Genomic DNA, 22,512 nt, shown 5'->3' on the forward strand with positions numbered 1-22,512 from the left:
TTTTTGTCTAAGGCAATTTCTTAGCATTAACAGGAATGTTTAGAGACACGATTGCAACATCCCCACATCGCCGTTACGATGAGAAACATCTTTTCAGCTTCGCTCAGCGTACACAACTGCTTTTTTTTCTCGTCTGTAAGCATTCAAAACATCGTTAGAGACTCGACTTCATTTCGCCTCGCCCGCTGCAACGATGAAAAATACCTCTGCAGCTGTGCACTTGCTGTTTGTTGATATACCCTTTGCAACTTTCATGGTGGCTAGCCCCTTATATTGGGCGCATTTCTCCTTCACATGCTTCAAAGCTCTAACTCACTCCATATTTTGTTCGAACAAAGCGAACCCATGATCCAAGAATAAGCTTTCCAGCACGCTTATCTCCATTTTTTACCATACCCCATTTTTTTAGAAAGGGTATTGCTAGGTGATAAGAAAGCACCCCATCCTTGCCTGCACGGCAAAGTTGAGGTGCTTTTGTGTATTAATATTGGACTAACGAAACAACGTCAATGCCGCCAAGCTTCTCCCGGCCGTCGAGGTAGGATAATTCGATCAAGAATGCCGCACCGACAATATCGCCGCCAAGCTGATTGATCAGGTCGATGGAGGTCTGAATCGTGCCTCCGGTCGCCAGCAGATCATCGGCAATCAAAACCTTTTGACCTGGTTTAATGGCGTCTCTATGCATGGCTAATTTATCTTTGCCGTATTCAAGCGCATAATCCGCTTCAATCGTATCGCCCGGCAGTTTGCCGCTTTTACGGATCGGCACGAAGCCAACTCCCAGGGAGTAAGCTAACGGCGCGCCAACAACGAAGCCGCGGGCTTCAGGACCGGCAATCACGTCGATTTGCTTTTCTTTGACCATCTCTTTCAATTGGTCAATCGTTTCTTTGTATACGGCACCGTTTTGAAGCAGAGTTGTAATATCCTTAAAACGGATTCCAGGCTGTGGAAAGTCCGGGATGACGCGGATATAATCTTTAAAATTCATACAATTTCCTCCATGGCTTTATTTTGTATTTTAATTTGTTCTGCAATCCATTGCTCCAGCTCTTTGGCTGAAGAGTACATCACTATCGATTCGACTTCCTGCCTGCGTAATCTGTCTTGATACAAGCGCGACGTCGATAAATCTCTTTTCGCCGGAGCTGCTTGCAATTTGACAACCGCCTCAAGCCGTTCAATAAAACCCAATTCTTCAAAAACCGATATGATAAATTGTATCATAGCCGGGGAAAGACCAGAACGTCTGCTTAATGTTTGCATGAAGCGCTGGTCCTGCAAATTCAGAGACCCTTCTTTTTGCAAGGTTCCGTACAAAAGTTTAAACATATCACGTGATGGCATCGTCACGTCACTAGCCGACCCCAATTCTGCAAAAACCGCATAACAGCGCATCATGCCGCGTGCCTGCAGAAGTAAGCTCTGCAAGCCGTGCACACTGCGTGGAGCCGAGTATAAGATGACATCCTGCAAACTGGCCAAATCGAGCACGCTAGCTAGCTCATTGCCTGGCTTGAAGTGGCCGGATTCCTGAAGAACCCAGTAAGCCAGAGATTCACCGTGCTGAAAGGACGTAGATGCAAATGCGGGAACATCTGCCTCATGAAAAAGCACGACAGCTGGAACCTGGCTCTGGCTCGCACCCGCTACTCCTGAAGCTAAAGCTTCCTTCAGGCCTGTAAGCTTTGCGTCCAGCTGAGGGATGCCACGCCAGTCGAAAAGCTGTACATGGGTAATGCGCAAATCCTGCATAACGATTTGCGGCTTTCGCACGCCGTTCCATTCGTTGATGGAGAGCTCGCCGAGCACATCAAGGCGCGAAGCCGGCGCAATGAAACCGGCGAGGCTGCCTTTGCCGAAGCCTAGTGCCTCCACGGAGCAGCTAATCTCTTCGCGCGTCTCGGAAAGCGCCAGTTTCAGATGCTGCTTCTCTTTGCCCATCGTCCGGATTTCGCCTAGCGACAAATCCGTAAATACAAACCTCGGCGCCGGGTTCCCCATGCCGAACGGCGCCAGCTTTTCGAGCTGCTCGATCGCTGAAATCGGCACAGCCTGCAAGCTGCAAGCCGCATCCGCCTTCAGTAGCGGAATGAAATCCTGCTCCGTTAGTAGCGCAGCGGCAATTTCATTCAACTTGAACCTGAAGGCATCCAGATGGCTGCGGTCGAGGCTCATGCCGGCTGCCGCCTGATGACCGCCATAGTGATCAAGCCATTCTTTGCATTCCGTTAATGCTTTATACAAATCGAATCCGGCAATGGACCGCGCCGATCCTTTGGCGATGCCCGTCTTGGGATCGATACTAAGCACCAGGGTAGGCCGGTAAAACTTCTCCACAATTTTGGAAGCAACAATACCGACAACGCCAACGTTCCAATCTTCCTTCGCTACGACGATTACTTTATCCATGCCTAATTCTCGCTGCTGTTCCGCCATCTCCAAAGCTTCCTTCGCCATCTCTTCAACGATGCGCTGCCGCTCTTTATTCAGCATATCCAACTCGTACGCAATCCGCTCCGCTTCTTGCTCGTCAGTTGTTGTTAGAAGTTTAACTGCATCGTCCGCACACTCCAACCGTCCGCTCGCATTAATGCGAGGAGCAAGCGAGAATCCGATGTGGGAAGCTGTTACTTCTTTACGTTCGATGCCCGATACACCGATTAGTGAGCGAAAACCGGGATAGGCGGATGCTTGCATGCGTACTAATCCCTGCTTCACGATGAGGCGGTTCTCGCCTGTTAGCGGCATAAGATCGGCTACAGTACCAAGCGCGGCAAATTCCAGCAGCTCTTCAGGGAGCCGACCCAATAGCGCATGTGCGAGCTTCAGTGCTACGCCGACGCCTGCTAGATGTTTATACGGATATGGGCAGCCGGGCTTCTTCGGATTGATGACAGCCAAAGCATCAGGCAAGATGGCCGGCGGTTCGTGATGGTCAGTCACGATCACATCCATGCCGAGCTCCTGAATATACTGGACTTCGTCGACCGCGCTAATGCCCGTATCGACGGTAATGATCAGCGATACACCCTGCTCTTTCGCCAGCTCAATTGCTGTACGATTCAGCCCGTAGCCTTCGCGAATCCGATGTGGAATATATGTATCGAAGCGTGCTTCGAGACCACGCAGCAAATGCGTCATCAGCGAAGTGCTGCTGACGCCATCAGCATCATAATCGCCATAAACGCGAATTTGCTCATTTTGTTCTAAGGCTCTGCGGATTCTTGCCACAGCCGGAATCATGCCATCCATTAAATACGGATCGTGAAAATCACCCGCACCGCCATGTAGAAATTGCTCTGCTTCTGCAACAGTATGAATATCTCGGAGAACGAGCATTTTGGCGACGAGCGGATTGAGCTGTAAGTCGCGGACAAACGTCTGGACGAGTGCCTCATCCGTTTCGCCAATGCTCCATCTTGCCTTTGGGGCTAGCACCTGTTGTTGTCCTCCTTAAAGTTTTCCGTATGGAAAACTAACTTCGTAAGCATATGCTCTGACAATCAATGAAAAATATTCGGATAATCACTCAGCTCCATATCCGTATTATTTTTGTACGGATATCCGGCATCGTAAGGATTCACATGAACAAAAACGTCTGAAACATGATGGAATCGCTTCATCAGCACCTGTTTTACAGTTCTGGCGATGTCGTGTCCTTCAAGTACCGAAATTCTCGGATTAACGCTAATTTTAATATCTACAATGACATAATGACCATGTTCTCTAGCCCGCAAATCATCCACCGTGATAACGCCCTTAATGGTCTGTACGGTCGTAACAAGGTCGGCCGCATCCTCATGGTGGAGGACATGATCCATCGTCGTATGGATGGCTTCCTTGACTAAGGTGTAGGCCATCTTCAATACGAGAAGCGAAACGAACAAGCCTGCGAGAGGATCCATATAATAAAGCAATTTCAGGTCAAAGTGTTGACCCAAAACAGCCCCAAACACACCGACTAGAGCCGCAATAGAAGAGTATACATCGGAACGGTGCTCCCATGCATTGGTAATAAGTGCCTGCGAGTTTAATCGTTTGCCCAGCCTGTATTTATACTGGAACATCGCCTCTTTTACGACTAAAGAAATACCTATAGCGATAAGTGCATACACCTTGGGAGCTTCTTGAACTCCATGCAACATTGATTTGATCGCTGAAATTCCGATTTCTACACCAACAACCAGTAAAAGTACAGAGACTATGATAGACGCAATGGACTCCGCTTTCCCATGCCCGTAAGGGTGATCCTCGTCGGGCGGTTTCTTTGCTGCGCGAAGCCCGATCAGTACCGCGAAGGAACCTGCAACGTCTGAAGCTGAATGGGCCGCATCCGCAAGCAGCGCTTTACTTTGTGCCATGAAACCGACAACGCCCTTGAGAAGGGCAAGGACCACGTTACCAACAATACCTACCCAGGCAGCGAATTCGGCCTTTTGAAAACGCTCGTCATTCACGTATTGCCACTCCCCCTGAACCGATACAAAGGCCGCGTTAGCATCACGCGGCCGGTTATTATGGTTATTACGCTGCAGCTTTCTTTTTAGAACCTAAAGATTTACGTTTGAACAAATACCAGAGCGAACAAGCGATAAAGATGGAGGAATAAGCTCCGCTCGTTAATCCGATCAGCTTGGCAAGCGCGAACAGCTTAATGGACTCGCTTCCGAAAATATAAAGACATCCGGCAGCTAGCAATACGACGAGAACCGTATTGATATTCCGTGCCATCGTTTGCCAGATACTATCGTTCACAAGCTTGACGAGATCTTCATCCGTTTTCAGCTTGGCAAATCTCAGGTTTTCACGGATCCGGTCAAAAATAACGATTTTATCGTTAATGGAATAACCGATGGTTGTCAGCACAGCCGCGAGAAAAGGCAAATTGACTTCGAGGCGGAAGATCGCGAAAACGGCGATAACCATAAAAGCATCATGCAAAATCGCAATAATCGCTGCCAAAGCAAACCGCCATTCAAAACGAATGCTCACATACACACAAATCAATACGCTGGCAATGCCGACGGCATAAACCGCCTTGAGCAGCAATTCTTTCGCCAGCTGAGGATCAACGGTATTTACTTCTTTCGATACCTGAGCACTATAAGCCGTGGCAAATGCGTTTTGGATTTTATTCACCGCATCATCGGGCAAAACGTCATCAAAACGAATCGATACACGGTCGCTGTTGTTGCCGCCAATCGTCGGTTCGGCATATCGTGATTTGATATCTCCGCTGGACGAAAGTTGTTTCATAATCTCGTCAACCTTTGCCTTATCCAACTGTTTGCCTACAACGAGATCAATATTCGTTCCCGCCTTAAAATCGACGCCGAAATTCATCCCGGAAAAAAGCATTACAGCCAGCCCTACAATTAAAATAATAATTGATACACCATAAAATTTATTACGATTCTTTACAAAATCGAATTGTTTCTTAAAGCCCACGAATGTCTGCCTCCTTCACACCAAAATAACTTGGCTTTTTCAGCAAGTTGCCTCGAATGATCAGATGCAGCAGCCATCGGGACAAGATCACGTTCGTCAGGATACTGATAATAATACTCATCATCGTAATGACCGCAAATCCGCGAATCGCGCCATTACCCACGTAATACAGAACAATACCGGAAATCAAGTTGGTCACGTTCGCATCCATAATCGTACGGAACGAGTGCTTGGAGCCTGCTTTTAAGGATGACAGCACGCTTTTGCCTGCGCGAATTTCCTCGCGGATTCTTTCGTACGTAATGATGTTCGCGTCGACAGCCATCCCTGCTCCCAATACGAGAGCCGCGATACCCGGCAAAGTCAAAGTTGCATTCATAAAGTCAAATACGGCTAAAAGTACCCATATGTATGTAATTAGTGTAAATGCAGCCACTAATCCCGGAACACGGTAGTAGAGTACCATAAACAAGAAAATCAAAATCGAAGCAATCAGTCCCGCTCTTGCCGTTTGATGCAAGGATGCTGTACCTAACGTAGCGTCGACACGCTGAATATATTTCTCAGTCAATTTTAATGGCATGGCTCCCAAATTGATCAGCTTCACCGTTTTGGTCGCTTCTGTCACACTCGTCTGGCTGATGATCGCTGAATCGCTATCGATCGGATAATTTACAGAAGCAGAGGATTGCAAGGCATCATCTAAATATATGGAAAGTGTGCTTCCAGTAAGTTTAGTTGTGACTTCCTTGAACTTTTGTCTGTCTTTCAATTTAATCTCCACGATCGGTTGTTTCGTATTGGGATCATAGCTCAACTTCGCCGCATTCTCGACGAAATCCGTTCCGTTTAAGTATACGGTCCCGTCCGGTCCTCTGAAGGTCAGCACAGCCGGTTTAGACATTAGCCCTCTGACTTCTTCTTCATTCGATACGCCGGCTAAACGAACGCGAATCCGGTCCGTTCCCTCCGTACTCACCTCCGGCTCAGCAACACCAAGGCTGTCCGCACGTTTGGCAAGACTGTCCGCCGCTTGCGTAAGCGTTTCCTTCGTAAGAGGTTGTCCTGCGGCTAAAGGCTCTGCCGTATACAAAATTTCAAACCCGCCTTTTAAATCCAAGCCAAGCTTAATTCGTTCTACAAGTGTCGGACTCGTTGCCGCAATACTGCCGAGCACAACAACGATCGTTAAAAAAAAGAACGAAATTCTTTTCCAATCCAGCATCTCTTGCTTGTCTCCCTTCCATACTCAATATTCCTATTATACTCAGGTGCGAAAATCGAGTCAATTTACGACAAGTATCCCCAAAAAGTGAAGAAATCCTTCGGAGCCCGTGCATGTAAACCAATAAAGCCCAATTCTTAGAATTGGGCTCCTTTATATACGCTTAATGTCATCCAGTTCATAAACTGCGTGGATTTGAGCGAAAGTATATCGTTGACGATCTGATGCAGCGGAGGGACACCCGTTTTCCGGTATTTGTCACTGACGCAATCCCATATATCTTTGCCGCTGACATGCTCATAGCCGAGCATAATGAATTCGTCGACTTTGCTTAAGCATAAACTCTCGATGACCTCATTCAGCTCAAATTCGGATAGAGTTGGTTCATGGTTATCCGCTTCGCTAGTTTCTGTAACCGCTTCTTCGGACTGTTCACTCACCTGGTCCTCGGGATCAGGCTGTACTTGATCATTATTTTCTCCGTTCATGGGAGGTCCTCCTAAAAGTTTTCCGTCAGGAAAACTTGCATCGTATGCAGTTATTCGATACCCATTCGCCTTTTTCCTGCCGGAACTAAAGACTGTCCACAAAATGTTAGCATGAGCTTGGCCAATCCTCGCATATTCATAGTATATATTCGCATGGGAAGAGGGAATGGCATTGACGAAGCAGTCGTTTATCCGGGGTACGATGATTCTGTTAGCCGCCGGTATTTTGAACCGTATTCTCGGCTTCATACCGCGCATTACACTGCCGCGCGTCATCGGCGCAGAAGGCATCGGGCTTTATCATATGGGTTGGCCTTTCCTATCCGTCATATTAACGATTGTTACGGGCGGAATTCCTATTGCCATAGCTAAGCTGATCGCGGAGGCCGAAGCCGAGGGAAACGAGAATCGTGTTCGCAGCATTCTAAGAATTTCAGCATTTTTGACTTTGAGTCTAAGCCTTCTGTTCACGGCGGTATGTGTGATCGGCGCATCATGGATCACCAGCCATCTGCTTACTGATTCAAGGGTGTATTATACTTTTCTCTGCATGAGTCCGATGATTCCGATTATCGGCATCTCCGCAGTGTATCGCGGATATTTCCAGGGCAGACAGAATATGATTCCTACAGCAACATCGCAAATCGTTGAAACGCTCATTCGTATAGTCATGGTCCTCGTATGCTCTTATATCATGCTACCTTATGGAATTGAATTCGCCGCTGCAGGAGCGATGGTTGGCGTATTGGCTGGTGAAATCGGAGGGTTCCTCGTGCTCGCCATTCATTTTGCACAAAGCAAGAAGTCGGCGCCTGCACCGGCTAAAGCGCAAATCGGCTCCAACAAAACAGGCGGCAGGATGTCCAACTTGCGTCGTATACTCCGGATATCCATCCCAGTAACGGGAAGCAAACTGATCGGTGCGGGCTCCTATCTGTTTGAGTCGATTCTCATTGCTCAAAGTCTTGCCATCGCGGGGATCTCTACCCCTTTGGCTACGGCGCAGTATGGCGCATTGCAGGGCATGATTATTCCTATTATTTTGCTGCCAAGCGCACTCACCATGTCATTATCGGTCTCGCTTGTTCCTTCGCTCAGTGAAGCTCTCGCGCGCAAAGATATGAAGACCATTCATATGCGGTTGCATCAATCGCTTAGGCTTGCTTTAGTCACTGGAGCACCTTTTGCCGTTCTGATGTTCGTACTGGCCGAGCCTATTTGTACCTATATGTACAATCAACCGGATGTAGGCGTCATGCTCAAAATGATGGCTCCCATCGCCTTGTTCATTTATTTCCAGGCGCCCCTGCAATCGGCTCTTCAAGCATTGAACAAGCCTGGTGCCGCATTAATCAATACATTTATCGGCTCAACTATCAAGCTTGTCCTTATTTACTGGCTGGCCAGCAACCCGAGTATGGGGATACGCGGAGCCGTATTCGCCATTAATGTGAACATCGTCCTGGTTACCCTGCTCCACTGGAATAGTGTTGTAAGGCTGTTGAAATTCCGCATGGAAGGCACGGATTTCATTAAAATTGCCGCGGCTATGGCCTTGTCGGGTTTTTGCAGTTATGGGGTGATGTATACGCATTGGTCGTCATTAGGTTGGCTTCGCTTCACTGTTTCCTGCCTGATCGGTTTAATTACGTACCTCGTATTTATCGTTCTGTTTCGCCTTATTAGTCAAAATGATGTCGCCCGATTGGTTAAGATGGGCAAGAAGTTCATACGCTAACTCTCATCTTTTCCTGTCCAAAAATAATCGGCCGCGGTGATCGATCGAGCAGTAAAACACTTCTTTAAAATCGTTTGTTCCCTTGGCTTGAAGCTGATTTTTGAGCCAGAACCGCGTCTTGCCGATTTTTTCGAGATTCTCATCTTGTACTTTACCGTCCATAATAAGGGGCAGCGGAAGGCCTTCATATCGAATCGTTCCTTTCGGCACGTCTTCGGCGGCAGCTGTCTCTTTCACCTCTTTTTCCACGACACTCAACTTTCCCGAAGGCTCCAAGACGGCAAATTCAACGTCAGCCACATTCATAATCTTGTTCTGTCTTAGCTGCAGCATCAAATCATCCAGGTTGTAGCGATGCTTCTTCATTTCCTCCCGGTTAATCGTCCCATTCTCAATTAAAACGCTCGGCTTCCCATCGAATAAAACGCGAATCGATCTGCTCTTCAAGGTAATATAAGCGATCACGATCTGGATCAGGACAAGCGTCGCCATAGGAACAAGCCCGTCCATTAACGGTTTGCGGGAATCTTCGAGAACGAATACGGCGATTTCGGCAATCATAATGGAAATCACCAAATCAAACAGCGAAAGCTTGCCGATTTCCCGCTTCCCCATAATGCGAAGCATGAGAAATACAACGAAATAGATCAGCACGGTGCGTAAAAAAATGGTCAGAATATCCATCGAATTGAGCCTCCCTGATCTTAAGCTTGAGCTTACCGGAGTTCAATGGTATTCTGACCGCTGACGTACTTCATCATGCAGATTTTACGTATTCAATTGTTGGCAATTACAGCAAAAATACACGGAAGTAAATTGTCGCAACGATAAGCAGTAGAAATGAAAACGGCGCAGCTACGATTATATAATCACGTTGAGACACCCGGACCCCCTCCTGCTCAGCAAGGCCCGCGGCAAACATTCCCGTTGTTGAACCTACCCATGTTGCGCTGCCACCTATAGCGGATCCAATCAATAATGACCACCATAGAGGCGTTATCGGAACCTGACTTACGCTTGATAACATTTCGCCCGCATGACCAATAACTGGAATCATCGCTGCGATGTAAGGAATGTTATCCATCATGGCCGATCCGAAACTTGTCAACCATAACACCAACATCGATAGGAAAGAAACACTGCCTTGGCTGAGTTCAAGTCCCCTCGCAGCTATAAAACCGCTAACGCCGGCGTAAGCAAGTCCCCCAACCATCATAAATAAACCAAAGAAATATAAGATCTGGGAATCCATAAAACTTTGAAGAACTGTCCGGTAGTCTTTGTCTTTCGCCAAACTAACGATCCCCTTATAGTCCAATGCCAGCAGAGCAACAGCGCCTCCCGCTCCAATATAGGAAGCATTCCAGCCAAGCCAACCTTGCAGCACAAATGCAACCAGTGTAAGTACGGCGACCAAGCTGCCTCCGAGCAGCAAAACTCGGTCGTTCGTTAAATAGGAAGCCGGGGACTGGTTGATAGGTTCTTTTTTATAGGAATCCGCTATCACCATATGTTTGCCATAGAGCAGCCACATTCCAACATACAAAATTCCAAGCATGATGACGACTAAAGGCGCAAGCGCTATAAGAAAGTGCCCCATCGTTACATGCGCGACAGCACCTACCATTCGGTTCGGTATATTCCCTAGAAGTGTTGCCGCCCCCCCAATATTGGCGGATATCACAAAAGAGATTAGAAACGGAACAGGGGAAAGCTTCATCATCTTTGTGATCTTGAGCACAACAGGAACGATAACTGCAACTGCAATTAAAGCATCCAACAGCGCAGAAGTTAGCGCAGCAAGAATAGAGAAACCTAGTAAAATCGTAAACGGCTGAAGCCGGAACTTGTGAATAATCGCGCTTGCCGTATATGCGATAAGACCGGTTTTTTGAAAGATTCCGGAGATGATGAATAAGCTGGCTATAAGGATAAGTGCATGCCAGTTTGCGTAAACGGTAAAAGCTTTGCCTATTGGCAGAATACCCAGTAAAACCATGAGCAGCGCGCCGCCCAGGACGGTGTAAGTCCGGTTCCATTTTTCTATTAACAAACTGACATAGGCTGCGGCAAAAATAAGGATGGCCACGATGGCTTGCCACATCGCTGGGCCTTGAGAAAACTCAGTCATATGCTCACTTCCCTTCAAACAGTTTGTACTAATTCTATGTGCCCCCCCATACAATGATGTTAACGGAAACATCGAATATAAGAAAGGAAAGGTGCTTATGAACCCTATGAAAACGGTAACCCAGGTTCGAATTACATCTCCAATATTTTCCGGGCTTGTATATTCATTAATCATGATGACAATCGGAACAGTAGTAACATCGTTATTTTTATTGCTGACAAGCACACAAGAGAGTTCTTTGCATACGTTAACAACAATCATCCACGCCGTTTCTTTGTTTATAGGCGGCTGGGTGGCAGGCAAAAGAGCGGGCAGCCGGGGCTGGTACTACGGAGGAATGCTTGGTCTCGTGTACTTTATTCTTATTTTCTTAGTAGGCTTCCTTGCCTTTGATGCCGGACTCAACTTGCAATCCCTTCAGCTTCTTGCCATTTTGTTCATATCTGGCGCTCTAGGGGGCATGCTTGGCGTAAACACACGCAAATAAGTCGTTTGCGTGAAAATATCACCTTCCCCCTCCGAATGTGGTATAATGTCATAGTTCTTGACGTAATTTATTTCCATTTTTAGGGGGAATACACCTTGAGTCCCTTTGGGTCTATGACGCATGCAACCGTCTATATCGTCATTACCATCTTCGTTTTCCTGACGTTAGCGACACGAGCCAATCCGTTTGCTATAGCCGGCAGCTTCGTTCAAGAGATATTCGCTTCGCGTAAGTATCTTCTGCATTTCCTTGCTCTGATGACCATTCTATTTTTTAACAAAGTAGAGATGTGGGTCGAAAAAAAAATTGATTTCAAAGCCGATTTCACCGGATCCATTTACCGGATTGAAGGCAACTTCGTTGCGTCGATTCAGCATTTTTTTCATCAAGACATCCTTACATTTGTAAGTAGCTATTTTTACGTCGTCGTTTTTCCTGCCATCATGATAGCTTCTATCGGGCTCTACACCTATCAGAAAAACCACAAGCTTTTTTACGCCATCTGTTATGCTTTAATGTTTAACTATATGATCGCGATCCCGTTTTATCTATTTTTTCCGGTCAATGAAGTGTGGTCGTTTCATCCGAATGTGAAACTTCTCATCCTGGATGTATTCCCGACGTTTGAAAAGGACTATCGTCCGTTGTCCGGATTGGATAATTGCTTCCCTAGCTTGCACACCTCGATCTCTGTTTCCATGGCAGTTATCGCAGTGAAAAGCCGGAATACTTTTTGGAAAATATTCGTACCTTGCTCGGCGGCATTCATTATCTTTACGATCTTCTACCTCGGCATTCACTGGTTATCGGATATGTGCGCGGGCATTGTGCTTGGCGTCGTAGCGGCCAGACTTGCACTTCGAATTGCCGAAGGCCGTTTGGTGCTTGGCGAACGGGCACTGCTGCAGCGGCTTAAGAAAAACGAAACCTAAACAAAAAGCGAGAGCCTGATTGAAGGTTCTCGCTTTTTGTTCGTTTTCGAAAACTATTCCTTAGCAGCACTCTGCGTAACGGAGTTAATTGCGGAACGATCAAACGTCATTTTCGTTGCGTCATTGACGCGAAGAACGCAAGTGTCGTCTGTGATTTCCATGATCGTGCCATGAAGTCCACCAATCGTAACGACCTTGTCCCCTTTTTTCAATGCCCCCAGCATTTGATTGCGGGTTTTTTGTCTTTTTTGCTGCGGACGAATAAGTAAGAAGTAAAGCACGACAAACATGAGCACGAGCGGCCCGTATGTATACAAATATCCTACCGCGCCAGTATTCGTAGCAGCAGTATCAGCTAATAGAAACATGGGTATCCTCCTTTCTTAAAATCCTCTTTCATTATCATTCAGCCCATACGATTCGAAAAAAGCATCGCGGAAATCGAGCAATCGATCCTCCATAATGGCTTGTCTCACATCGCGCATAAGCTGTAATAGAAAGTGAAGGTTATGATAAGTGGTCAGTCTGATCCCAAAGGTTTCATCCGCTTTAATTAAGTGCCGAATGTAAGCTCTGCTGTAATTTTGGCACGTGTAGCACGAGCATTTCGGATCAAGTGGACCAAAATCTTCTGCATATTTGGCGTTCCGTACGACAAGTCTGCCTGCGCTTGTCATGCATGTCCCATTACGGGCGATACGCGTCGGAAGTACGCAATCGAACATATCGATACCTCGGATAGCGCCTTCAATTAGAGCGTCAGGAGAGCCAACCCCCATCAAATAACGGGGCTTGTTCGCTGGAAGCAGAGGCGTCGTATAATCAAGAACCTCATACATCAAGTGTTTAGGTTCGCCTACACTCAGTCCACCAATAGCATACCCCGGGAAATCCATGGAAGTCAACTGTTCTGCGCTTAAGCGGCGCAGGTCCTCGTGCATGCCGCCCTGGACGATGGCAAACAATCCCTGCTCCTCTGGCCGTGCATGACTTTGCAAACAGCGCTCCGCCCAACGTGAAGTTCGTTCTAATGATTTCTTCAGATAATCGTACTCGGCCGGATATGGAGGGCATTCGTCAAAAGCCATCATAATGTCGGAGCCAAGGGCATTTTGAATTTCCATCGCTTTTTCCGGTGAAAGAAACAGCTTGTCCCCGTTCAAATGCGATTTGAACTGCACGCCTTCTTCGGTAATTTTACGGATATCGCTTAAACTGAAAACTTGAAAGCCGCCGCTGTCCGTCAAAATCGGACGATCCCAATTCATGAATTTATGCAGTCCGCCAGCCGCTTTAACAAGTTCATGACCTGGCCGCAAAAAGAGATGGTACGTGTTACTCAAAATAATATGAGCATCCATCGTCTTTAATTCCTCTGGGCTCATTGTTTTTACGGTTGCTTGAGTACCAACCGGCATAAAAGCGGGAGTTTCAATGACGCCATGCGGCGTATGAACGCGGCCCAGACGAGCTCCCGATTGTTTACACGTTTTAATTGGTTCGTAAGTTACTGCTGCTGCCAATATGTCCACTTCCTATTCTAATAAATAAACATGGCGTCTCCAAAACTGAAGAATCGATACTCTTCTTCTACCGCTTGACGATACGCTTCCATCACGAAATCTTTACCTGCTAACGCACTAATTAGCATAAGGAGCGTCGATTTCGGCAAATGAAAGTTCGTAAGCAGGGCGTCAACCACTTGGAACGCATATCCCGGATATATGAAAATGCTTGTCCAACCTGATGACGGTTGTATTTCAACTTCGTTGCTAAGTTTGGCCGCCGTTTCCAGTGTACGTGCAGACGTTGTTCCGACAGCGATAACACGCTTGCCGCTTGCTTTCGTTGCATTGATGCGTGCTGCGGTTTCAGGAGACAACTCATAATATTCCGCATGCATTTGATGTTCCTCGACTTTGTCCACCGAAACCGGACGGAACGTGCCTAATCCTACATGCAGAGTGACAAATGCAATCTGTACGCCTTTATCGCGAAGCCGTTCTAAATACGCTTCCGTAAAGTGAAGTCCTGCCGTTGGCGCAGCCGCAGACCCTTCATGCTTGGCATAGACCGTCTGATAGCGTTCCTTCTCGGGAAGCTGCTCCTTGATATATGGCGGAAGCGGCATGGTCCCCAGCTTATCCAGAATTTCGTTGAAAATACCGCTGTAGCTGAATTGCAGCACGCGGGCTCCCATCTCGCCCTCTTCCACCACTTCCGCAGACAGCAAGGGTTCCGTATTCGCCTCGGCTTGGGCGCCGAATACGATAACCGCACCTTGTTTCATCCGCTTGCCCGGTTTGACCAGCGCTTCCCACCGGTCATCGCCAACAGGCTTCAAAAGTAGGATTTCCACTTTGGCGCCCGTATCCTTTTTCACACCAAAAAGCCGGGCTGGAATGACTCGCGTATCATTCATCACGAGCAAGTCCCCGGCTTCCAAATAATCAGCCAATTGTTCAAATTTCTGATGAGCAATGGCACCCGTTTGTTTATTTAACGTAAGCAGCCTAGATGCCGTACGATCTAACAATGGCGTCTGGGCAATTAATGACTCAGGCAGTTCGAAATCAAAAGCTTGTACATCCATTATGCGCATTCATTCCTTAGTTATGTTGACTCCAGCGTAGTATGCCTGAAGTATTTTCTGATAGTTATAGCCTAATTCCGCGTAGCCTCTGGCTCCCCACTGCGACATGCCAAGTCCGTGTCCGTATCCGGTTCCTCGGAAAATGAACTGATTTCCTTGAACTAGCCCTGAACCTGAAGGTTGGGTCTGGGTCTGAGCGTTAGAGGAAGAAGAACCAGACGAGCCTAAAGCCGTCAATTCGGTCTTTTTTACAGCCACAGATTGCGACTGTCCAGCGGATAGCACATAGACCGAGTCTGAAGTATCGTTGGCGGTCCCTGCTCCCGCCGCTCCTGCAACAGCCAGGCCGGAGGATTTGGGAGTACTTCCAGTATAACTTCCTGCCGGTTCAATTTCAAACCGGGTACTGGGAAGTCCGCCTAAGGCCGTGCGCAACGCGTCCGGATATTGGACCTTTACGATCTCACCGTTGGCTTTAAGCTCAATGACCCGACCGGACGGGCCCCGTTTCGATATTTCTAGTGATTGTAAATCACCGTTTATCGTAACGCCTGCCGCGCTCAATTTGCTCTTAATTTCGCTTGCGGTATAAGGTCCCCGCACCCAGGAGAAGGCATTGGATTCTTTTTCTTGTCCCAACACAACGACTCGTTCTTTCGCAGCGAATTGGTAAACAGAAGGATTAGCGGTATTGTCCACATAAGGGGCCAAACGAGCATTGACACCGGCTTCGGTTGCTTCATAAAGGGCAGCGCCATCTTTATTTTTGGCTCCCGTATCCTTCAAATAGACCGAGCTGACATAGGCGAGTCTCCCGTCGCCCAGTTGGACGCGATACCAGTTTGCTTTTCCTTTTTCAGCGCCATCATCCGGACTCGAAATACTGCGTAAGTAAGGAACCGGATTTCCCCAGACTTCAGAGGGATCGGCAGTCATACCTCCTGCATTCGATGAGAAGAAAGGCGTAATCAGTCCGTTTTTATCAGTAAGCACCTCGCCTTGCGTCGCGTCAACGGCTTGAATACCGCCAGCAAACTCTCGCTGAATGCCGTAATAGGCTTGATCCATGGTCGAGTCGGTTACTTGCGCGATTTCATATTTATTACCCTGTTTGAGTGCATAAGTACGGGCTGCAACAACCTGTGCCTTCAGCGCTTCCGCAGGCCATCCGGAATTGAGCTCAGAGCCAACAACGGCATATAAATATTGTTCAAGCGGCAGTTCGTTAACCAGCGCCAGTTTATCATGGAAAGCACTGACTTCCATATCTCCGCGATAGCTGCGATCTGCCCGCTCTTTAACATTGATCCCGGCTCCTTTAGGATGGATCCATGTCTTCTGTGAGACTCCACCTGCAAATTGGAAAACCGGTCCGGTTCCGTTACTCGAAGCCGTCACATCCGATCTACGCATTAAATAGGGAGCTTGCGTAGAAGCAGATTGCAACGGAACATTGGGAACCGCTTTAAGCGCTTGCTGCTTCACCAGGTCCAGCTGCTCCGCAGTCGCTTCATTGCCAACCCACACGGTATAAGCGGGATTTCCGTTTGCATCTTCCTGCAGAACAAGGTCTGCGTTCAGTCCTGCTTGCGTGTAGACGCCGACCTGTTGAAGAGCCGCTGCCTCAGTGGTAAAGACACCTGCGCTCCAATGTAGCGGTCCGGTCAAAACAGGTGCGCCTGATTTGGTTAAAGCGGCAATGGTGCTGTCTTTTTGCGCCTGCAGCTTAGCGCCTTCTGCGGCTTCTTTTGTCGGGAAACTGCCGTAGCACACTTGGTAGACCGTTTTTCCTTGCTTCACCCTACTAAGTATATAGCCATCCGCTTGCATCGTTGCCAATTTCGCATACAATGCCTTGGCAGCTGTGAAGTCTGTCGTCTCCAGCATCATCACACTGTATTGATCAAGTGATACGCGAATGGCCGAAGCGTCTGTGACCGATGTCCAAGTTCGAGCTGCGGCCCCGGATCCTAAACCCCTTATCCCAATCTCCAGTCCACCGGGAGAAGAAAAAGTTACTACCGGTTCCAGCAGGCTATACTTATTCGAATCTATGAAAAGAGCTACTCGAATTTGATCTGCATGCGGAATACCATCCGCTTGGGCCTCCTTTTGAAGAACAGGCAGTGTTGCGAGCGATATCGCCGTAGTTGCCAGTAATACAACAGCCTTCGGATTAAGCAGTCTTCTCCATTTCATTCGACAAAAATTCCTTTCTTTCGTTAGGTTTCTAGTTAGTTAGACTCTATGAATATCAAGAAGTTTTGTTTCATAGAACTGGAAAAGGCAAAAAAATCTCTTGCCCGCCTACAGCAAAGGCAAGAGATTCGTGTTTTATTTCGGTTCCGGCATCGGTAAGCCAAGATGCTGGTAAGCCAGCGGCGTTACCGTGCGGCCGCGCGGAGTTCGCTGCAAAAATCCGATTTGCAGCAAATAAGGCTCGTAGACGTCCTCGATCGTCTGACTTTCTTCCCCGATCGTCGCTGCGATCGTCTCGAGGCCGACAGGGCCGCCCTGAAAGCTCTGTATGATCGCGCGCAGCATTTTATGGTCGATCTCGTCCAGGCCGAGGTCGTCGACCTGGATAAGCTTCAGCGCGGTCTTGGCGATGTCAAGGGTGATGATGCCATCGCCCTTGACTTGCGCGAAATCGCGTACCCGCTTCAGCAAGCGGTTCGCGATCCGCGGCGTTCCGCGCGAGCGCATGCCGATCTCGCGCGCAGCCTCGCCGACGATGCCGACCTGCAGAATGTCGGCCGTCCGGCTGACGATATAGGTGAGCTCGTCCACCGTATAGAATTCCAGCCGGCTGACGACGCCGAAGCGGTCGCGCAGCGGCGCCGACAGCAGGCCGACGCGCGTCGTCGCGCCGACGAGCGTGAACGCCGGCAAGTCCAGGCGAACCGAGCGGGCGCTCGGCCCCTTGCCGATGATAATGTCAAGGGCATAATCCTCCATCGCCGGATACAGCACCTCTTCCACCGTCCGGTGGAGGCGATGAATCTCGTCGATGAAGAGCACGTCGCCCTCCTGCAAATTCGTCAGGATGGCAGCCAGATCCCCCGGCCGTTCAATAGCGGGGCCTGAGGTTGTTCTTATATTCACGCCAAGCTCATTGGCGATGATGTTGGACAGCGTCGTTTTGCCGAGCCCTGGCGGGCCGTAGAGCAGCACATGGTCGAGCGCTTCCTTGCGCATCTTGGCCGCTTCGATATAGACCTTTAAATTCTCCTTCGCCTGCTTCTGGCCGATGTATTCGGCCAAATAACGGGGACGCAGGCTATATTCGATCGCTGTATCCTCCATCATCAAGTTAGCCGAAATAATTCGGTCATTATCCATGGTGTATCCTCCTAAACGTTTTCCGTTAGGAAAACTTTCTTCGTAAGCACAAGCAGAATTTTGCGTTACTCGCTTAGAGCTACGCTCAGCCGAAGCGCCATTTTGGGGCCTTTCAGCTGACAAAATCTCGTTTCCTTGAGCCGCGCTCGGGCCTAGCGCCCTTTTTGGGCCTTACTGCCCGCTGATACGAGCGGATCCCTCCTGTTAGCGCCAAAATGGGCCTTTCAGCTGACAGAATCTCGTTTCCTTGAGCTACGCTCGGGCCGTAACGCCCTTTTGGGGCCTTTCAGCCCGATGATGCGAGCGGATCCCTCCTGTTAGCGCCGAAATGGACCTTTCAGCTGACAAAATCTCGTTTCCTTGAGCCGCGCTCGGCCCTAGCGCCCTTTTTGGGCCTTACTGCCCGCTGATGCGAGCGGAACCCTCCTGTTAGCGCCAAAATGGGCCTTTCAGCTGACAAAATCTCGTTTCCTTGAGCCGCGCACGGCCCTAGCGCCCTTTTGGGGCCTTTCAGCCCGCTGATGCGAGCGGAACCCTCCTGTTAGCGCCAAAATGGGCCTTTCAGCTGACAAAATCTCGTTTCCTTGAGCCGCGCACGGCCCTAGCGCCCTTTTGGGGCCTTTCAGCCCGCTGATGCGAGCGGAACCCTCCTGTTAGCGCCAAAATGGGCCTTTCAGCTGACGAAATCTGTTTCCTTGAGCTGCGCTCAGCCGTAGCGCCCTTTTTGGGCCTTTCAGCCCGCTGATGCGAGCGGAACCCTCCTGCTAGCGCCAAAATGGGACTTTCAGCTGAACCGGAATGGCTCAAGATGCAGAATGTACATCTATATAAAAGAAAATCCTCGATAATTCGCGGATAACATGCATTTCATACATCAAATTCGATCATAACGTAAAAAATGAAGCACTTTGGGAATATTTGCATGTACATATTACATTTTGCAATGCAAATAAGGGGAAAACTTCAATCCAAAATGTAGATCATGCAGTTCACGCAATGTTCCAACCATCTCATTGATATCTTCATAAGGCCATACAAGTAATAGCAGTGTCACATCGTGTATAAAGCCTGCAGCGCAAGCTTCATCAATACATCGACAGAATCCGAAGCCTGAGCTTTCGGCTTCACTTGAAGCCATGCACGGTCGGTTTCCGCTTCCGTATAGCCGAGGGACATCAGCGCTTCTTTCGCTTCCGCCCATGCGCTGCCTCCCTCGGTGATTTGCGCCGAGCCTACGATACTCATCGCTACAGCGGCTTCCGGACTCGACAAGCTAACAGAACCCAGCTTATCCTTCAGATCCAAAATAATCCGCTGCGCCGTTTTCTTCCCGATTCCCGGCAGCTTCGTCAAGAAAGCCAAATTCTCTTGGCTAATCGCCGCAACCACGGCTTCCGGTCTTCCCCCGGCAGCTAGAATGCCAAGCGCCACCTTCGGCCCGATCCCGGTAACATCTAGCAGCAATCGGAACAGCGATTGTTCGTCGCGGCTCATAAAGCCAAATAACAAATGAGCATCCTCACGAACGTGATAATGGATATACATCGTCACATCCTCGCCGTCTTTATGGGTCAGCGCATATGGATTTGGGCAAAATACGCGATAACCCACGCCATGAACATCCAGTACCGCATATTCGCTTTCGCGATGCGCTACCTTTCCTCTCAAGAAATCTATCATCGTTTCACAACCTCATTTATCTTATTATGTAAAGCGGAAGAGTGCGCATGGCAGATTGCAACCGCCAGCGCATCGGCCACATCGTCAGGCTTAGGCACTTTGGCCAGCTTGAGAAAGATTTTGACCATTTCCTGTACCTGATGCTTCTCGGCTTTTCCATATCCGACAACGGCCTGCTTCACTTGAAGCGGCGTATATTCGGCAATCGGCAGCCCCGCCTGAACGCCTGCGAGAATCATGACGCCGCGCGCTTGCCCGACCGTGAAAGCCGTCGTCACATTGCGGTTAAAAAACAATTTTTCAATCGCCATTGCATCCGGTTTATATTTCTCTATTAATTGCGTCGTAGCGTCATAGACATCCTTAAGCCGAAGCGCAGGGTCCGTATGGGCCTCTGTCTGAATAGATCCGTATTGCACGGGAACGAGCTTGCTGCCAATCTTATCGATAAATCCAAAACCTACTATTGCAATCCCCGGATCGATACCCAGAATGCGCACAGCCATTTCTCTCCCATCCAAAAAAGCGAACATATGTAGTCATTTCATTATAGCAGATGAGAAAAACTTCTGTCGACGTATTTCGAAGACGAAAAAAAGAGATAGACTCGGGTTATCCCTTGTCTACCTCATGTTTTCCTAATTTTATTACGGCCTCATCATTGCTCGTTCGCTCTCTTCTACCGCATAATCGCTAAACGTCGAAAGCACACTATTGTATTCCTCCATATCGGAAACGCGAATTCCTTGATGCAGTTGTTTCACGGTTTCGACCGGCAAGCTGCTTTCGAGATGTTGAATGTTTAACTGGAAAAAGGTACGAATCACATTATCTTTGCCCGGTGTCCCGTTAAATAGCGACAAATTGCCGGCTTCATCGATCCCAAAGACTGCCTTCAGCTTGCACTCCGGCGATAAATCTTCGATTTCCTCGATGAAAGTGATGTCTCCCTTCACTCCCAAGCTCAGCTTCCAGCCTGGATGCTTCATCTGCTCTTCAAGCAATTGATTAGGTGTCTGGATGCCCAGTTCCTGCCGCTCTTCCCCGCATAAATATGATTTAAGCAAGTATGTTTGCCTGCTGTCCGTAATCCCTTTCAGCGTCGTAATCGCTTCATTGAACTTCCGATCCTCTTCCGGCGTCAACTTACCGAATGTTGCTTTTGAAGCCTTCTCAAGGCTTGAGGTAGCTCCTGGTAACTGACCTGTTGCGTAAAGTCCCCACCCAGTAGCGCATACAATGATGAACGTTCCTAATGCTATCCAGTTACGTTTCCAACGAAGCTTTCTTTTCAAATGTTTTAAAAAGCTTTGTACATTCACCGAAATCCCCTTCTATTCTTGGTTTTTCCGTATTGTTTCCATTTGCGCTGGACGCTATACATCATTTACCATAAGAAGAGAAGCTTCAACCATATTCGACGGACGGTGATGCAAGGATGAAAGGCAAAAAACGAATCAGACGGACAACACTCCTTGTCATTGGAGCGATTCTCCTCTGGGGAACCGTCGCCCTTTGGAATGAGTTACAGCGAAGCGACGCCGGATTGTCTACGCCGCGTTCGACAACGACCACTAAAGTATTGACGAACCAAACGAATAGCCATACGGCCGTCACTCCGGAAACTAACGGGCCGAAAATCGGTACGCCATAGCATGAAAATTTGACTGTAGCCACAGAAATGATATAGTCAAAGTAGATGAACTTTTCTCATACTTATTAAGGGAAAAAAGATATATATTTTTAAATGCTTGCGATGAAAGTTTTCCAAAAGGAAAACTCTAAGGAGGGGAACAGCATGAACGTGGCAGAGCTTCAGTTGATACAATTATCGCGACGGGGTGACCGCAACGCATTCGTGGAATTAGTGGAGTCGTACCGGAATAAAATTCAAAGGCTTGCTTATCGGATGCTTCACAATAAACCGGATTCTGAGGACATCGTCCAAGAAACTTTTATTCGTGTTTATTTGAATTTAAATCACTATGATGAAAGTCAAAACTTCTCGACCTGGATTTATCGAATCGGCAAAAATGTCGCGATCGATCTCCTTCGCAAGAAGCGTCCGGTTCAGTCTTTGGACGCCGAACTTTCGGATCACGATGATGATTACAGCTATTACAGCAAGCTGGCCAGTCAGGATCATTCCCCTGAGCACGCTGTTCTCCAAACGGAAATTCAAGAGCACATGCATACCTCCATTAACAAATTAGCTGATAAATATAAAAGTGTGATCACATTGTACTACTTGGAGGAGCTGTCGCTTCAAGAAATTAGCGATAAACTGAATTTACCGATTACAACGGTCAAAACCCGTCTTCATCGGGGGCGCGAGCTCCTTCGCAAAAAATGGGGGATGAACTTTGTCGTCGGCCTCATGGTTTTCTTTACAATCGGTATGCTGGCTTAATAACGACATAAAGCAACCCAGAACTTTGATTT

General features: G+C 48.2%; 21 protein-coding genes. 5 read left to right on the forward strand and 16 right to left on the reverse strand.

Translation table 11 applies throughout. From position 1 onward, the window contains the following. Positions 1 to 481: 481 nt before the first annotated feature. The 6 genes from ACFQZT_RS08175 to ACFQZT_RS08200 form a co-directional block, all read right to left on the reverse strand. Complete coding sequence (locus ACFQZT_RS08175; RefSeq protein ID WP_379298506.1) at positions 482 to 994, reverse strand: adenine phosphoribosyltransferase; 513 nt, start codon at positions 992 to 994, stop codon at positions 482 to 484. Further along, entirely contained in the window at positions 991 to 3,444 is a 2,454-nt protein-coding gene (gene recJ / locus ACFQZT_RS08180; protein WP_379298508.1) for a single-stranded-DNA-specific exonuclease RecJ, read from the reverse strand. The genes ACFQZT_RS08175 and recJ overlap by 4 nt, the downstream gene beginning before the upstream one ends. A 65-nt stretch (positions 3,445 to 3,509) precedes the next feature. After that, complete coding sequence (locus tag ACFQZT_RS08185) at positions 3,510 to 4,463, reverse strand: cation diffusion facilitator family transporter (RefSeq protein WP_379298510.1); 954 nt, start codon at positions 4,461 to 4,463, stop codon at positions 3,510 to 3,512. A gap of 67 nt (positions 4,464 to 4,530) precedes the next feature. After that, complete coding sequence (secF, locus tag ACFQZT_RS08190) at positions 4,531 to 5,454, reverse strand: protein translocase subunit SecF (protein ID WP_379298512.1); 924 nt, start codon at positions 5,452 to 5,454, stop codon at positions 4,531 to 4,533. Continuing rightward, a complete protein-coding gene (secD, locus tag ACFQZT_RS08195) occupies positions 5,444 to 6,676 on the reverse strand; it encodes a protein translocase subunit SecD (RefSeq protein ID WP_379298857.1) in 1,233 nt (410 codons plus the stop codon). Before secD ends, secF begins: the two co-directional genes overlap by 11 nt. Before the next feature lie 140 nt (positions 6,677 to 6,816). After that, positions 6,817 to 7,041, reverse strand: a complete 225-nt coding sequence (locus tag ACFQZT_RS08200) for a post-transcriptional regulator (protein ID WP_379298860.1) — start codon at positions 7,039 to 7,041, stop codon at positions 6,817 to 6,819. A 298-nt stretch (positions 7,042 to 7,339) separates the two neighbouring features. On the opposite strand from ACFQZT_RS08200, the gene spoVB reads away from it, so the two are divergent. Beyond that, a complete protein-coding gene (gene spoVB / locus ACFQZT_RS08205) occupies positions 7,340 to 8,905 on the forward strand; it encodes a stage V sporulation protein B (protein WP_379298862.1) in 1,566 nt (521 codons plus the stop codon). Positions 8,906 to 8,908: 3 nt separating this feature from the next. On the opposite strand, the gene ACFQZT_RS08210 is transcribed toward spoVB, so the two are convergent. Next, positions 8,909 to 9,589 carry a DUF421 domain-containing protein gene (locus tag ACFQZT_RS08210; protein WP_379298514.1) on the reverse strand — a complete coding sequence of 227 codons (681 nt, stop codon included), beginning with the start codon at positions 9,587 to 9,589 and terminating at the stop codon, positions 8,909 to 8,911. Positions 9,590 to 9,695: 106 nt separating this feature from the next. After that, positions 9,696 to 11,036 (reverse strand): ArsB/NhaD family transporter, encoded by a 1,341-nt coding sequence (locus ACFQZT_RS08215; RefSeq protein WP_379298516.1) that lies wholly within the window; start codon positions 11,034 to 11,036, stop codon positions 9,696 to 9,698. Positions 11,037 to 11,133: 97 nt separating this feature from the next. Between ACFQZT_RS08215 and ACFQZT_RS08220 the strand changes: the two genes are divergently transcribed. Together ACFQZT_RS08220 and ACFQZT_RS08225 are read left to right on the forward strand one after the other, a co-directional pair. Further along, on the forward strand, positions 11,134 to 11,523 hold the full coding sequence (locus tag ACFQZT_RS08220; RefSeq protein ID WP_379298518.1) for a TIGR04086 family membrane protein: 390 nt from the start codon (positions 11,134 to 11,136) through the stop codon (positions 11,521 to 11,523). A 95-nt stretch (positions 11,524 to 11,618) separates the two neighbouring features. Next, positions 11,619 to 12,455, forward strand: coding sequence for a phosphatase PAP2 family protein (locus ACFQZT_RS08225; protein ID WP_379298520.1), 837 nt, complete (start codon positions 11,619 to 11,621; stop codon positions 12,453 to 12,455). A gap of 53 nt (positions 12,456 to 12,508) precedes the next feature. Here the strand turns inward: ACFQZT_RS08225 and yajC are convergent, their stop codons facing one another. From yajC to ACFQZT_RS08265, 8 genes are all read right to left on the reverse strand, one after another. Then, positions 12,509 to 12,823 carry a preprotein translocase subunit YajC gene (gene yajC, locus ACFQZT_RS08230; RefSeq protein ID WP_379298522.1) on the reverse strand — a complete coding sequence of 105 codons (315 nt, stop codon included), beginning with the start codon at positions 12,821 to 12,823 and terminating at the stop codon, positions 12,509 to 12,511. A gap of 15 nt (positions 12,824 to 12,838) precedes the next feature. Then, the gene (tgt, locus tag ACFQZT_RS08235) at positions 12,839 to 13,978 is read right to left on the reverse strand and encodes a tRNA guanosine(34) transglycosylase Tgt (RefSeq protein ID WP_379298524.1); all 1,140 of its coding nucleotides are present in this window, start codon (positions 13,976 to 13,978) and stop codon (positions 12,839 to 12,841) included. Positions 13,979 to 13,995: 17 nt separating this feature from the next. Continuing rightward, positions 13,996 to 15,048, reverse strand: a complete 1,053-nt coding sequence (queA, locus tag ACFQZT_RS08240) for a tRNA preQ1(34) S-adenosylmethionine ribosyltransferase-isomerase QueA (protein WP_379298526.1) — start codon at positions 15,046 to 15,048, stop codon at positions 13,996 to 13,998. 9 nt (positions 15,049 to 15,057) lie between these two features. Continuing rightward, positions 15,058 to 17,247, reverse strand: coding sequence for a SpoIID/LytB domain-containing protein (locus ACFQZT_RS08245; RefSeq protein ID WP_379298528.1), 2,190 nt, complete (start codon positions 17,245 to 17,247; stop codon positions 15,058 to 15,060). Positions 17,248 to 17,382: 135 nt separating this feature from the next. Next, complete coding sequence (gene ruvB / locus ACFQZT_RS08250; RefSeq protein WP_379298530.1) at positions 17,383 to 18,390, reverse strand: Holliday junction branch migration DNA helicase RuvB; 1,008 nt, start codon at positions 18,388 to 18,390, stop codon at positions 17,383 to 17,385. 1,050 nt (positions 18,391 to 19,440) lie between these two features. Continuing rightward, a complete protein-coding gene (gene ruvA / locus ACFQZT_RS08255) occupies positions 19,441 to 20,070 on the reverse strand; it encodes a Holliday junction branch migration protein RuvA (protein ID WP_379298532.1) in 630 nt (209 codons plus the stop codon). Then, positions 20,067 to 20,570 carry a crossover junction endodeoxyribonuclease RuvC gene (gene ruvC, locus ACFQZT_RS08260; RefSeq protein WP_379298864.1) on the reverse strand — a complete coding sequence of 168 codons (504 nt, stop codon included), beginning with the start codon at positions 20,568 to 20,570 and terminating at the stop codon, positions 20,067 to 20,069. Before ruvC ends, ruvA begins: the two co-directional genes overlap by 4 nt. Before the next feature lie 147 nt (positions 20,571 to 20,717). Beyond that, positions 20,718 to 21,392 carry a BofC C-terminal domain-containing protein gene (locus tag ACFQZT_RS08265; RefSeq protein ID WP_379298534.1) on the reverse strand — a complete coding sequence of 225 codons (675 nt, stop codon included), beginning with the start codon at positions 21,390 to 21,392 and terminating at the stop codon, positions 20,718 to 20,720. A gap of 116 nt (positions 21,393 to 21,508) precedes the next feature. Here ACFQZT_RS08265 and ACFQZT_RS08270 point away from each other — a divergent pair, with 116 nt between their 5' ends. Both ACFQZT_RS08270 and sigW read left to right on the forward strand, forming a co-directional pair. After that, on the forward strand, positions 21,509 to 21,724 hold the full coding sequence (locus ACFQZT_RS08270; protein WP_379298536.1) for a hypothetical protein: 216 nt from the start codon (positions 21,509 to 21,511) through the stop codon (positions 21,722 to 21,724). Positions 21,725 to 21,868: 144 nt separating this feature from the next. Beyond that, entirely contained in the window at positions 21,869 to 22,480 is a 612-nt protein-coding gene (gene sigW / locus ACFQZT_RS08275; protein ID WP_379298538.1) for an RNA polymerase sigma factor SigW, read from the forward strand. Positions 22,481 to 22,512 lie beyond the last annotated feature (32 nt).

This window comes from Paenibacillus sp. GCM10027628 (genome assembly GCF_042676385.1).
GTDB lineage: Bacteria > Bacillota > Bacilli > Paenibacillales > NBRC-103111 > Paenibacillus_E.

Excerpts from the sequence above, each read along its gene's own strand:
- yajC (WP_379298522.1), bottom strand. The coding sequence starts at position 12,823 with ATGTTTCTATTAGCTGATACTGCTGCTACGAATACTGGCGCGGTAGGA.
- ACFQZT_RS08245 (WP_379298528.1), bottom strand. The coding sequence starts at position 17,247 with ATGAAATGGAGAAGACTGCTTAATCCGAAGGCTGTTGTATTACTGGCA.
- ACFQZT_RS08210 (WP_379298514.1), bottom strand. The coding sequence starts at position 9,589 with ATGGATATTCTGACCATTTTTTTACGCACCGTGCTGATCTATTTCGTT.
- queA (WP_379298526.1), bottom strand. The coding sequence starts at position 15,048 with ATGGATGTACAAGCTTTTGATTTCGAACTGCCTGAGTCATTAATTGCC.
- ruvA (WP_379298532.1), bottom strand. The coding sequence starts at position 20,070 with ATGATAGATTTCTTGAGAGGAAAGGTAGCGCATCGCGAAAGCGAATAT.
- ACFQZT_RS08270 (WP_379298536.1), top strand. The coding sequence starts at position 21,509 with ATGAAAGGCAAAAAACGAATCAGACGGACAACACTCCTTGTCATTGGA.
- ACFQZT_RS08175 (WP_379298506.1), bottom strand. The coding sequence starts at position 994 with ATGAATTTTAAAGATTATATCCGCGTCATCCCGGACTTTCCACAGCCT.
- ACFQZT_RS08215 (WP_379298516.1), bottom strand. The coding sequence starts at position 11,036 with ATGACTGAGTTTTCTCAAGGCCCAGCGATGTGGCAAGCCATCGTGGCC.
- sigW (WP_379298538.1), top strand. The coding sequence starts at position 21,869 with ATGAACGTGGCAGAGCTTCAGTTGATACAATTATCGCGACGGGGTGAC.
- ruvB (WP_379298530.1), bottom strand. The coding sequence starts at position 18,390 with ATGGATAATGACCGAATTATTTCGGCTAACTTGATGATGGAGGATACA.
- ACFQZT_RS08220 (WP_379298518.1), top strand. The coding sequence starts at position 11,134 with ATGAACCCTATGAAAACGGTAACCCAGGTTCGAATTACATCTCCAATA.